Source organism: Acinetobacter defluvii (assembly GCF_001704615.3).
In the GTDB taxonomy this organism is placed as follows: domain Bacteria; phylum Pseudomonadota; class Gammaproteobacteria; order Pseudomonadales; family Moraxellaceae; genus Acinetobacter; species Acinetobacter defluvii.
Genome location: NZ_CP029397.2, coordinates 1,256,411 through 1,269,446 on the forward strand (window position 1 = coordinate 1,256,411; position 13,036 = coordinate 1,269,446).

Annotated in this window: 11 protein-coding genes; 5 read left to right on the top strand and 6 right to left on the bottom strand. The window is 37.2% G+C overall.

Features of this window, described 5'->3' with window-relative positions; all coding sequences use genetic code 11:
* Positions 1-201: 201 nt before the first annotated feature.
* From DJ533_RS08290 to mrcB, 3 genes are all read right to left on the bottom strand, one after another.
* A protein-coding gene (locus DJ533_RS08290; protein ID WP_407647733.1) for an IS5 family transposase occupies positions 202-962 on the bottom strand; the annotation gives its coding sequence in 2 pieces (ribosomal slippage) (positions 202-608 and positions 608-962; 762 coding nt in all).
* A gap of 244 nt (positions 963-1,206) precedes the next feature.
* Positions 1,207-1,764: a hypothetical protein gene (locus tag DJ533_RS08295; protein WP_065991983.1), complete on the bottom strand. Its 558-nt coding sequence runs from the start codon at positions 1,762-1,764 to the stop codon at positions 1,207-1,209.
* 11 nt (positions 1,765-1,775) lie between these two features.
* Positions 1,776-4,175 carry a penicillin-binding protein 1B gene (gene mrcB, locus DJ533_RS08300; protein WP_065991985.1) on the bottom strand — a complete coding sequence of 800 codons (2,400 nt, stop codon included), beginning with the start codon at positions 4,173-4,175 and terminating at the stop codon, positions 1,776-1,778.
* Positions 4,176-4,585: 410 nt separating this feature from the next.
* Between mrcB and DJ533_RS08305 the strand changes: the two genes are divergently transcribed.
* Together DJ533_RS08305 and DJ533_RS08310 are read left to right on the top strand one after the other, a co-directional pair.
* Positions 4,586-5,500 carry an NAD(+) kinase gene (locus DJ533_RS08305; protein WP_065991987.1) on the top strand — a complete coding sequence of 305 codons (915 nt, stop codon included), beginning with the start codon at positions 4,586-4,588 and terminating at the stop codon, positions 5,498-5,500.
* Between the two features lie 2 nt (positions 5,501-5,502).
* Entirely contained in the window at positions 5,503-5,769 is a 267-nt protein-coding gene (locus tag DJ533_RS08310) for a YeaC family protein (RefSeq protein WP_065991988.1), read from the top strand.
* A 64-nt stretch (positions 5,770-5,833) separates the two neighbouring features.
* Here DJ533_RS08310 and DJ533_RS08315 read toward each other — a convergent pair whose 3' ends face one another.
* Positions 5,834-6,829, bottom strand: a complete 996-nt coding sequence (locus DJ533_RS08315; RefSeq protein ID WP_065991989.1) for a glycosyl transferase family protein — start codon at positions 6,827-6,829, stop codon at positions 5,834-5,836.
* A gap of 422 nt (positions 6,830-7,251) precedes the next feature.
* On the opposite strand from DJ533_RS08315, the gene DJ533_RS08320 reads away from it, so the two are divergent.
* Positions 7,252-8,598 (top strand): dicarboxylate/amino acid:cation symporter, encoded by a 1,347-nt coding sequence (locus DJ533_RS08320; protein WP_065991990.1) that lies wholly within the window; start codon positions 7,252-7,254, stop codon positions 8,596-8,598.
* A 245-nt stretch (positions 8,599-8,843) separates the two neighbouring features.
* Here the strand turns inward: DJ533_RS08320 and argF are convergent, their stop codons facing one another.
* On the bottom strand, positions 8,844-9,764 hold the full coding sequence (argF, locus tag DJ533_RS08325) for an ornithine carbamoyltransferase (protein ID WP_065991991.1): 921 nt from the start codon (positions 9,762-9,764) through the stop codon (positions 8,844-8,846).
* 124 nt (positions 9,765-9,888) lie between these two features.
* Positions 9,889-10,545, bottom strand: coding sequence for a TetR/AcrR family transcriptional regulator (locus tag DJ533_RS08330; RefSeq protein WP_065991992.1), 657 nt, complete (start codon positions 10,543-10,545; stop codon positions 9,889-9,891).
* Positions 10,546-10,784: 239 nt separating this feature from the next.
* Between DJ533_RS08330 and prpB the strand changes: the two genes are divergently transcribed.
* Together prpB and prpC are read left to right on the top strand one after the other, a co-directional pair.
* Positions 10,785-11,669 carry a methylisocitrate lyase gene (gene prpB / locus DJ533_RS08335; protein ID WP_065991994.1) on the top strand — a complete coding sequence of 295 codons (885 nt, stop codon included), beginning with the start codon at positions 10,785-10,787 and terminating at the stop codon, positions 11,667-11,669.
* A 2-nt stretch (positions 11,670-11,671) separates the two neighbouring features.
* On the top strand, positions 11,672-12,808 hold the full coding sequence (gene prpC / locus DJ533_RS08340; RefSeq protein ID WP_065991996.1) for a bifunctional 2-methylcitrate synthase/citrate synthase: 1,137 nt from the start codon (positions 11,672-11,674) through the stop codon (positions 12,806-12,808).
* Positions 12,809-13,036 lie beyond the last annotated feature (228 nt).

Genomic DNA, 13,036 nt, shown 5'->3' on the forward strand with positions numbered 1-13,036 from the left:
TGTCGCTTTAACTCATCGTATATTTCTTCTTAATGGAAATGTTGCAAAGACTATATAAAAAATTGTGTAAAAATAGAGTATAAATTTTAGTCTAATGAAATTTTAACCCAAAAATTTCACACTCTTTAATAGCCTAATAAAATCAATGTATTACAATATTTTGAATAAATTTGGGTAAAACTGACTTTTTAGAGTGTGTCGTCATGAAATTCTCAACCACATCATAATAAATTTTATTTGAAGTGCAGCTTTAAATGAAGCTGTTCTTTTTGCATAGCGAAATGCAATACCTCGCCATGTTTTTAATTGCATAAATGCATTTTCCACTAAATGGCGGTATTTATACAAGTGCTTATCATAAGCTCGTTGTTGTTTTCGATTATATTTTGGTGGAATGACAGCTTCTATTTTTTGTTCACGAAGATAATCAATAATTTCATTTGTATCATAAGCTTTGTCTCCAAATACTTGTTGTGCTGAAATATCTTTTATTAAAGCTTTTCCATATTTACAATCCGCTTCGGAACCTGCTGTAATAATAACTCTGATTGGCATACCATGCGCATCCACGGAAAGATGTATCTTTGTATTGAGCCCCCTTTTGTAAGGCTCATTTCCTGATTACCTCCCACAGCACCTGTGGCATGCTTATGTACTTTAATATGTGTTGAATCGATCATAAGCCATTCAAGATCAGGTTCATCTATTAATTTTTCCAAGATCCTTTCCCAAACACCTTTATCACGCCAGCGGCAAAAACGACGATGTGTATTTTTCCATCCACCATAACTTGGGGGTAAATCCCGCCAAGGAGCACCTGTTCTCAATATCCATAATACTGCATTGATAAATTTACGATTATCTTTAGCTACAGCTCCCCAATCACCAACCTTGCCTGTGAGCAATGGTTCCAATTTTATCCAAAGTTCATCAGATAAATCATGTCGTTCGTAATCTGCCATCTAGTGATAAAATTCATTTTTAATTGAATAAATTATACACTAAAACTTATGACGACACACTCTAGTAAGATCCTTATGTTATTTTTAGAGTTTTTGTTTTAAAACTATTGTTCACTGCCGTATAGGCAGCTTAGAAAAGTATAAGAAAATGATTGAATTGAAAAAAAGGTTCACTGCCATATAGGCAGTTTAAAATAATAGTTCTAGTTAAAAACCTAGATCAATTTAAAGCAAAGATCAAAGCTTAAAGTGCCTTGATCTTTGCTTGTGCTTCGGCAATGGTTTTAGCATTTTGTTGTTGTTGAGCTGACTTTAAAATCGCTAACCATAATTGTTTACGCATTGCATCATTTTGTGCAAAACTTAAACCACGTCTTGCTAAAGACTCCGCATTTTTCGCTTGATTTTTATGACTTGCAATGAGTGCCAACCATAAATAGGTTTCAGCAGACTGAGGGGCTAAACGCTGAGCTTGTAATGCATAATTTTCTGCTTCACTCCACTTGTTTTGACGAAATGCAGCTTCAGTTTTTTTAATCAATTGATTAAATGCAGGAATATCATGCCCATCATCAAATTTTTGGGCTTGTACTTTTTGATCAGGCACAATCACTTGCATTGGTTGACGTTTAATTTCAGGGCGTTCATAAGGAATAATTTTTACGCCATCAGGAGTTTCAACTTTAGGCTTCTGTGTTGGCGCTGGTTCAGGTTTTTTACCTGAACCTGTTTGTACTGGAGTTGATTGACAGGCTCCCAATCCTAAAAAAAGTACAGCAACACCTAAATATTTTATTTGCATAACAACCACTCTTAATTTTGATAACTACCACTTGAAATCACACGTCCTTGATTATTTAAATCTTGATCCATGTTGCTTTCACTTTCACGAATGTAGTTTTCAATACTATCGTTGGAGTTATCGGTTGGTGGGTTATTTTCCGTATCAGGAATGTAAGTCGGTTCAACCTCATAATGTGGCATGCCACATGCGGTTGCTTGGCGTGGCACTGAGTTACGCAGTAACGGAATATAGAAACTATGATCACAACCTTGTGCTGAAAGCTGACCACTGTCACTGTCAATCCATTGCCATTGTACATTGTCAGTTTGACGTAGGTTGACAGGTTTCTGACGTAATTGTTTCATGACATTGGTCCACACAGGCAATGCACCTGATGATCCTGTCAAGCCCGTGACTTTATTGTCATCTAATCCTAACCAAACCACAGCCAAATGATTGCCTGAGTAGCCAGCAAACCACGAGTCACGTGTGTCGTTGGTTGTGCCAGATTTACCTGCAAGTTTCAGTTCAGGTGAAAGACTCGCATACGCTGAGCGACCTGTACCAGAAGACATAACTTGCTGTAAACCATAATTCAAAATATAAGCAGCAGAAGGGTCAATGGTTTGCTGTACGTTTAAATTATAACGTTCTAATAAGCGTCCATTCGAATCCACCACAGAGCGAATGGCTTTAACAGGGTATTTAAAGCCACCTGTGGCAAAGTTGCCATAGATACTCATTACTTCCATCGGTGACATATCAACAGCACCAAGGAAAATAGATGGATAATTGGGAATGGTGGACTCTACACCAAATTTGGTCAGTTGGTTTTTAAAGGTAGACAAACCAAACTCTTGTCCTAAGCGTACTGCAGATAAGTTGTAAGAGTTTGCAAGAGCTTGAACCATTGGCACATAGCCGTGACCACCACCACTATAGTTTTTCGGTGTCCAAGATTTATTTCCATCTATCGGAATATTGATTGGGCTGTCTTCAACTTGACTTGCCCAAGTATAACGACCAGATTCAAGCGCGCTGAGATAGATAATCGGTTTTAGCAAAGAGCCGACTTGACGTTTTGCATCAATGGTACGGTTAAAGCCAGTAAAATCTTGTGTTGAGCCTACTGCTGCAATTAGTTCGCCATTTTCAGGTTGAGTAATCAGTACAGCACCTTGTAAGTCTTTTAAACGTGAAGGATTTGAGCGAGCTAAACGACTGACTGTATCACGGAAGCTATTTTGTACTTTGGTTTGTGAAATTGGATCAAGCGTGGTGAAAATACGCAAACCTTGATTGGTTAAATCAGATTCTTGATATTCTTTTTTCAATTGACGACGCACAATGTCTAAAAAGTCAGGAAACTTTGAAGGTCCTGTGGTCGGTTTTTTCACTACATTCAGTGGTCGAGCAGACTCGCGTTCATATTCTTCTTGGGTTAAATAACCCATTACCACCATATTGTTCAGGACAATATTGCGACGTTTTTTTGCACCTTCTGGATTTTTCCATGGATTGTATAAAGTTGGACCTTGTACTAAACCCACCAAGTAGGCTTGTTGTGCAATATTAAGTTCACGTAAAGGTAAACCAAAATAAAACTGTGAAGCTAAGCCATAACCATTGATAGAATAATTACCATTTTGACCTAAGTTCACTTCATTTAAATAAGCCTCTAAAATCTCATCTTTGTCATAATGAAACTCAAGAAGCAAAGACATAAAGGCTTCATTGACTTTACGTTTTAAGGTTCTTTCAGGTGAAAGGTAAAAGTTTTTAACCAATTGTTGCGTTAGCGTAGAACCACCTTGACGTTTGCCACCCGTGACATTACTGACGATCGCACGTGCTGTACCACGAAATGAAACTCCATGATGATGATAAAAATTACGATCTTCAGTTGCGACTAAGGCTTCAATCAAAGTCTTCGGTACTTTGTTGAGTTTGATCAGTACACGGTCTTCATTATGTTGCGGGAAAATTCCACCAACCAACATCGGCTCTAAACGAGCGATTCCTGTGCTTGAGGGCTTAGTGGCTTTAATATCTGCAACTGTATTTTCATTAAAAGAAACTTGTAAAATTTGCTCAGGGTCTACACTGTCTCCATAGTCAAAACCGCGTGTATGGACATAATAACTATTATTTTGAACCACATAACTGCCTGATTTGTCATAACTGTCTTTTTTGCTATAACCTAATAATTTTAATTCTTGTTCAAAATCATTGGCAGCAACAGGTGCATTTGCATAAAGCTCTAATGGACGTGCGAAAACTTTTGCAGGAATATCCCATCGATTCCCTTCAAACTTATCTCGAATAATAGTGTCTAATCGCACCAAATAAATACTAAATGCTAAAAATGCAGCAATAATGAGCACACAGAAAATGAGTGCAATGATGCCTATTCCACGTTCTGACTTCATAAAAATATGCAAAAAACCTGAGAAATTTTGTCAATCATGCGAAGCTTTTTCAGAATTTGCAATAATTAAACTGTGAAATTAAGCAATTTACCTATAAAACAAGACAATAAAATATAAAATCCTCAAATTAAGCAGATTTTTAAGTACGCATCATCTTTTTATGAATGAAAAATGGATTGAATTAAGTCATTGAGTTTTATTTGATTTAAAGAAAGTAAACAACACGCACTACAAACTAGCCGAAAAATCAAAAATAAATCTGTGCCTGCAATAAAAGTTTAAGCCATGATCTTTAATATGTATAATTCATTGTGTAGTTTAGAATTACAATACAGTCTAACGAAAATTAGACATAGACAGTTTGCTGTTTATGTCAAGGTATTTTCAACAGATTGTTAAAAAGGAAATTGATGAACCCAACACATATCTCGTCAAAAGCATTTAGAAATATTGGTCTGATTGGTCGTCCAGATAAATCATCTGTGGTAGACACATTATGTCTTATTCACGATCATTTGCTGGGTTTAGGTTTACATCCCGTTTTTGATTCTGAAACAGCCGAACTCGTCCCTTATCGCAATACACAAACCGTAAGCCGACATTTGCTTGGTGAAGTGGTGGACTTGGTGATTGTGGTTGGGGGGGATGGTTCACTGTTGCATGCTGCACGTGCTTTAGTGAAATACAGCACGCCTGTACTTGGGGTGAATCGTGGGCGTCTAGGCTTTTTAACGGATATTAAACCCACTGAAGTCATTTTTAAACTAGATCAAGTCTTAAAAGGTGAGTTTCAGGTCGACCGCCGTTTTTTATTGGAAATGGAAATCCGCAGTCAAAAACAAATCATTTATGAGGCGATTGCTTTGAATGATGTGGTTTTGCATTCGGGTAAATCCGTCCATATGATCGATTTTGATTTAAAAATTGATGGGCAATATGTCTATCGCCAACATAGTGATGGTTTAATTGTGTCAACGCCAACAGGTTCCACAGCCTATGCGCTGTCAGGTGGTGGTCCAATTTTACATCCAAGTATGGATGCCATCGCACTCGTTCCAATGCATCCACATACTTTATCTTCTCGTCCAATCGTGGTGGGCGGGCAAAGTGAAATTAAAATTGAAATTCGTGAAAATCGTGTCTTGCCAATGGTCAGTGCAGATGGACAAAGTAGTGTTTCATTAAATGTCGGTGATTGTTTGCATATTCGTAAACATCCCTTTAAATTAACCCTTATACATCCACCGGGTTATGACTTTTATATGGCATGTCGTACTAAACTTGGTTGGAACCAAGATTTTGATTCATTGCAACAGCAGGATTAATCATGAATATTGAACAAATGCTTTCTATGCTTGACGCAGATGTCGTAGCACGTTTGAAAACTGCCGTTGAAATTGGTAAATGGCCAAATGGTGTTGTCTTGACCAAAGAGCAGCGTGAAATCTGTATGCAAGCGGTAATTGCATGGGAACATCAAAATTTAGATGAAAAAGAACGTTCTGGCTATATTGACAAAGGGCATAAAGAAGAAGGCGAAGAGTGTGACTCTCATGTACCTGAGCCTGAATTTAAACCGATTCGTTTTGTATAAGTAAGAAAAAGGACGAGATATTCGTCCTTTTTCTTTGATTAAAATATAGCTAAAAATATCAAACTTAAAAGCGTGTATTCCACAACTCTTCGGCTTTGAGCATTGCTTGTTGATAGTCACTGACTACACCCATAGTATAAAGTGCGATGCCCATTGTTTCAATTACAGCCATTTCACCATATTCATGCTTTTGCTGACCTAACCACATCGCTTTAAAGATTTCTAAATCTAATTCTTCTTCGGCAGGACTACGATTATCTGTCAGTTTTGGTAATTCATGTTCATACAATTCACCATTTTTTATCCCACAAATTAAGGTCTTGGCATCAGGGTTGCGTTCAAATTCACCGCCTTCACCTTTGATCACTGCACTATTTTGATAACCGAGTTTAAATGCCGCCTGTTGATGTGAACTACGATAAGCTGGATGAAAAATTGCTTGCATGGTTGCTTGGGCGTTAAAAGGATTGATTAAGCGTGCTAAGGTGTGAATCGGTGAGCGTAATCCCATCACATTTCTTAAACCGATTAAATCACTTAAAATTGGAGAAATCACGTTTAACGGTAAATAGGCAAAATTATGTTTGGCTAATTGTGTAGCGACATCATTTTCATTTTGACAAATCGAATAGCTTAAGTATTGTAAAACTTGTTCTGTGTAAACACGATTGATCGTATGTCCAGCAGCACCATGCATGACAACTTTATAGCCATGATGCGCCAAAGTTAAAGCAGACAATAAAAACCAAGGGAAATGTTTACGTTTACCTGCGTAAGATGACCAGTCCAAATCAACATGTAAAGGTTTAAAGTTCAATTGGTCTTTGGTCGCTTGGACAAAGCCTGCCAGTTCATCTACTGATTCTTCTTTCACCCGCAGTAACATTAAAAAAGCACCGAGTTGCACATCCAAAACTTCATTTTTTAAAATCATGGAAAATGCTTGATAGGCTTCTGCATAGGTCAAAGAACGTGCACCATTTTTGCCTTTTCCAATAATACGGATATATTGGGCAAAAGGGTGTTCAAAATCTTGATATAAATTACGCTTTGTATTCATAAATTGATGATAAAAAATAAAAATATTTGGAAAATACTATGACATAAAAAGTATGGAAAGGCTGTAATGATGTTTATATAAGACTAAGGTCTAATACGATTTTGTAGAATAATTAAACAGAAATTACATTTTGAGCAAGTCCAATAGAGGTTTTTTGACTAGAATTAGCATGTTTAATTTATTTATCTCCTGTTCTCTTAAAATTTAAAAGTATTTTTTTATTGCTTTTAAATCTTAATCAAGACCTATAAAAATTTTTAATGATATAAATTTTCTGGAAAATGCCATTTTCTAGGGGATTTTTTATTTTTAAAAATTGGTTTTTTGTAGAGTTTGATGAGAATGACTTGGCTGTGTTTCTGTTCAGGATCACTACAAATAAAATATTTCTGCTGTTGGAAATATCGAAAGAAGTTATCATTATGGCTAAAAAACCTTTGTATAAATCACTTTACTTTCAAGTGATTGTTGCCATTATTGCAGGTGTGTTGGTGGGGCATTATTTCCCAAGTACCACACAATTAATCAATGGTGTTGAAAAACATATTCCGGGTATTGGTGAGCAATTAAAACCCCTTGGAGATGCTTTTATTCGTCTCATTAAGATGATCATTGCACCTGTTATTTTCTGTACCGTGGTCAGTGGCATCGCAGGGATGGAAAGTATGAAATCTGTTGGTAAGACAGGTGGTATTGCTCTACTTTACTTTGAAATTGTATCTACCATTGCGTTATTGATTGGTTTGTTGGTTATCAATATTGCAAAACCTGGTGTAGGCATGAATATTGATCCTGCCTCATTAGATACATCAGGTATTTCTAAATATGTTGAGTCGGGTGAATCCCAGTCAACTATTGATTTCTTAATGAATATTATTCCAAATACAGTGGTTGGGGCATTTGCAGAAGGTGAGATTTTACAAGTTTTACTGTTTGCAATCTTATTTGGATTTGCACTGCATAAATTAGGAGATGCAGGAAAGCCTGTGTTGAAGTTGGTTGATCAAGTTGCATATGTATTCTTTAACATTGTAAATATGATCATGAAACTTGCACCAATCGGTGCATTTGGTGCGATGGCATTTACCATTGGTAAATATGGTATTGGAAGTCTAGCACAACTTGCACAATTGATTATTTGTTTCTATATCACATGTTTATTATTTATTTTCATTGTGTTAGGTACAATCAGTCGTATTTGTGGTTTTAGCATTCTAAAAATTATTCGTATGATTCGTGAAGAGTTATTGATCGTACTTGGTACTTCTTCTTCTGAGTCCGTCTTACCGAGAATGTTGAAAAAGCTTGAAATTGCAGGTTGTGAGAAATCTGTGGTTGGTTTGGTGATTCCTACAGGTTATTCATTTAACTTGGATGGTACTTCTATTTATTTAACAATGGCGGCAATTTTTATTGCACAAGCGACCAATACACAACTCGATGTATCGCACCAAATTACTTTATTGGTGGTGTTATTAATTTCATCTAAAGGTGCAGCAGGTGTAACAGGTTCAGGTTTCATTGTTATGGCAGCAACATTGTCGGCAGTTGGGCATATTCCTGTTGCTGGTTTGGCATTGATTCTAGGTATTGATCGCTTTATGTCAGAAGCGCGGGCTTTAACCAATCTAGTGGGCAACTCTTTGGCAACGATTGTGGTTGCAAAATGGGTGGGGCATTTGGATGAAAACAAACTACATCATGCTTTAAATCATCCAGAAGAATTAGATAAAAAAATGTTAGAAGCAAATACGCAAAAAACTGTTTAACCTTATTTCTTTTGAGAATAAGTGAGTGTGAGTCTAATTTAAAACCGAGTTAAGCTATTGGCTCGGTTTTTATATCTTTTCTCCTGTGTCTATACCATCAGACTCAATAACTTTTCTAGCATATTTTTGAGAAATTGGCGAATTATGGCTTATGTTTGTTAAATGAAAAATTTAATTGAGTATGGGTATTATTAAAAAATCAAAAAGGCTTTGATTTACAAAGCCTTTTTAAATATTTTAAATAGTTATGCTTTCTTTAAGTTTTCATTGAGTAAAAACTCAACCAAAGCTTTTTGCGCATGTAAGCGGTTCTCTGCTTCATCCCAAACCACAGCATTTTTATGGTCAAGCATATTTTCAGAAATTTCCTCACCACGATGGGCAGGTAAGCAATGCATAAATAAACAATCAGGGTGTGCCAAGTCCATTAATTTTTCATTCACTTGATAGTCAGCAAAGGCTTTTTCACGGATTTTTTGTTCTTCTTCTTGCCCCATGCTTGCCCAAACGTCAGTCACGATCAGGTCAGCATTTACCGCAGCATCTTCAGCAGAATCAACTAAATCAACACAATGTCCAAACTCAGATAAAAACTCTGGTTTTGGCTCATAACCTTTAGGAGATGCAATTTTTAATTTAAACCCCCACATATGTGCAGCTTCAATATAAGAATTACACATATTATTGCCATCACCAATCCAAGCAACGGTTTTACCTTCGATAGAACCACGATGCTCAACAAAAGTTTGTATATCAGCTAAAAGTTGGCAGGGATGATGATCATCTGTCAATGCGTTGATCACAGGCACCTTAGAATATTCGGCAAAACGTTCAACAATATCATGACCAAAAGTACGAATCATCACAATATCTAACATACTGGAAATCACACGTGCAGAATCCTCAATCGGCTCACCACGACCTAATTGTGTGTCACGAGAAGATAAAAAAATTGCACTACCACCAAACTGGCTCATACCTGCTTCAAAAGAAACACGAGTACGGGTACTCGACTTTTCAAAAATCATGCCCATGACCTTGCCAACAAAAGGTTGGAAAGTTTCATTGTTATGCTGTTTTCGCTTCAATTCCTGCGCACGGTCAATAATGCGGTTCAATTCAGCAGTGGATAGGTCACGTAATGTTAGAAAATGTCGTAGAGTCATGGTTACTCCACAATAATTGCTTAGCCAAAACACAAATAGCGATTGACCAACAATTCATTGTTGGTTGATTAAAAACGAAAAAGAATCTTCTAATATACTATAACAATGTTCAAATGCAAAAAAACTAGACTTTTTGATGACCTTTTAGAAAGTGATCTACACAATATTCAATGTGTTTGATTACTTCTTGTTCGGGTTGGGCGATTTCCAGCCCCATGATAATGCGCCATTCATAATCTCTTAAAATCCCAAAATACATCATGGCAGAGCTCAGTGGACTAGGGCACTCTAATAAGCCTTGTTGGTGTGCACACTCCAAAGCTTTTGCGATGGTAATTTGAATAAAATGCGCACCTTTTTCATGAATATATAAAGCTAATTCAGGATTCTTTTGGGTTTGTTCAATAATTAAACGAATAAAAGAAATATTTTCAGGGGCTTTGAGGTGAAAATAAAAATTGGTTAAGGTTTGATTTAAATAATGACGTAACTGGTCTTTTTCAGGATTATAACAAGAACAAATATCTTTAAAAAATAAACTGCGACGATAATCAAAAATAGCCGTGAATAAACCCTCTTTATTGCCAAAATATTTATAAATAGAGGCTTTTGAGCCACCAGCATGATTCACAATATCATCTAAAGATACGGCGTCATAACCATGCTCTAAAAATAATTCGTTCGCACTCAGCAACAGTGCTAAACGCCGTTCTTGCCCACGACGTGTTTGCGGTTGCTCACCGCAACTGACTGTTTCAATTTCTGCGAATTTTTTTTGCATAGAACCAATAATTCAAAAATACCTAACCTTTGTATGGATTATAACAAAGAAGTCAAGAAATTTCTGTTGATAAATGAATGTATTATTTTGAAAAGAAATACTATAATTAAATTAATGAATGTTAATTCAGTTTTTATTTGACTAAAGTTTTAGAGCTTTAAGCCTAAAAAGTCATGGCGAAGACACTTTTTATGGCTATACTCAAATCTCGATAAATATATACCACTGTGGAAAGGAATATGACACAAGAAACGTCTGCAGGCTTAAGATTTAGACAAGCACTGGAAGTGGAAAAACCATTACAAATCATCGGTACAGTCAACGCTTATGCAGCGATGATGGCGAAACAAGTCGGTTATAAAGCGATTTATCTTTCGGGTGCAGGTGTTGCAAACTACTCTTATGGTTTGCCTGACTTGGGTATGACCAGCTTAGATAACGTTTTAGAAGATGTGCGTCGTATTACAGAACGTGTAGATACACCGCTACTGGTAGACATTGATACAGGGTGGGGCGGTGCATTTAATATTGCACGTACCATCAAACAAATGATTGCCGCAGGTGCAGCCGCAGTACATATCGAAGACCAAGTGGCACAAAAACGTTGTGGACACCGTCCAAACAAAGAAATCGTGTCGCAACAAGAAATGGTAGATCGTATCAAAGCCGCAGTCGATGCCAAAACCGATTCAAACTTTGTGGTGATGGCACGTACTGATGCACTTCAAAAAGAAGGCTTACAAGCGGTAATTGACCGTGCTTGTGCCTGTGTCGAAGCAGGTGCGGATGCTATTTTTGCTGAAGCAATGACAGACATTACCATGTACAAAACCGTGTGTGATGCAGTGGGTGTTCCTGTACTTGCCAACATCACTGAATTTGGTGATACGCCATATTACACCACTCAAGAATTGGGTGAGCAAGGTATTTCAATGGTGCTTTATCCATTGTCTGCAACTCGTGCCATGCAAAAAGCAGCACTCGAAGTGTTCCGTTCTATCCGTGAAAATGGTACGCAAGTGAATGTGCTTGACACGATGCAACAACGCAAAGAACTCTACGAATTCCTTGATTATCATACCTTTGAAAATACATTAGACAAATTATTCACTGAAGGAAAATAAAAATGGCTGAAGGCAAAGTATTGACTGGCGCAGGATTGCGCGGACAAGTTGCAGGGAAAACTGCATTATCAACCGTGGGTAAAAGCGGTGCAGGCTTAACTTATCGTGGTTATGATGTGCAAGATTTGGCTGAAAACTGCCAATTTGAAGAAGTCGCTTATTTGATCTTCTTTGGTGAATTACCAACAACAGAACAATTGGCTGCCTATAAAGCAAAATTAAAATCACTTCGCCAATTGCCACAAGCATTGAAAGAAGTATTAGAACGCATTCCTGCTGACTCACACCCAATGGATGTGATGCGTACAGGTGTTTCAATGCTCGGTAACCTTGAAACAGAAAAATCATTCGATGAACAGCAAGATGTTGCAGACCGTATTCTTGCAACATTACCTGCGATCATTTGTTATTGGTATCGTTTTAGCCATGATGGTGTGCGTATCGAAGAAAATACCGATGATGATTCAATCGGTGCTCAATTCCTTCACCTTCTTCGTGGTGAAAAACCAAATGAATTACATGAACAAGTGATGAACGTATCGTTGATTCTATATGCTGAGCATGAATTCAACGCGTCTACATTCACAGCGCGTGTATGTGCATCGACATTGTCAGATATGCATTCTTGTATCACAGGTGCGATCGGTTCACTGCGTGGTCCACTGCATGGTGGTGCCAACGAAGCTGCAATGGAAATGATCGAAAACTGGACATCGCCAGAAGAAGCTGAACGTGAAATGTTGGGCAAATTGGAACGTAAAGAAAAGATCATGGGCTTCGGTCATGCGATCTATAAAGACAATGACCCACGTAATGGCATCATCAAAATCTGGTCTGAGCGCTTAGCTAAAGATGTTGGTGATACTGTACTCTATCCTGTATCAGTACGTTGTGAAGAAGTGATGTGGCGTGAGAAGAAATTATTCTGTAATGCAGACTTTTTCCATGCATCTGCTTATCATTTCATGGGGATTGCAACCAAATTGTTCACGCCAATCTTTGTGATGAGTCGTGTAACAGGTTGGGCAGCGCATGTGATGGAACAACGTGCAGACAACCGTATTATTCGTCCAAGTGCGGATTATACAGGTCCCGAACTACGTAAAGTTGTACCGATTGCTGAGCGTTCAGCAGTTTAATTCAAAATATTATTGAATCTAAATAGTATTTTAAAAGCCCAATATTTTTATTGGGCTTTTTTGCATTTAAGATTCTTGATCAGTAAATAGGCTAAGATTCCACTTGGAGTTAATTTCTATAAAAGATGTTTAAGTTTTATTATTGATAATTTCCTCGGTGGTTAACCTAGGTTTGAGTATGTTTAAAGCATTTAACTCAAGACATTAAAAAAGGCATTCAGTTGAATG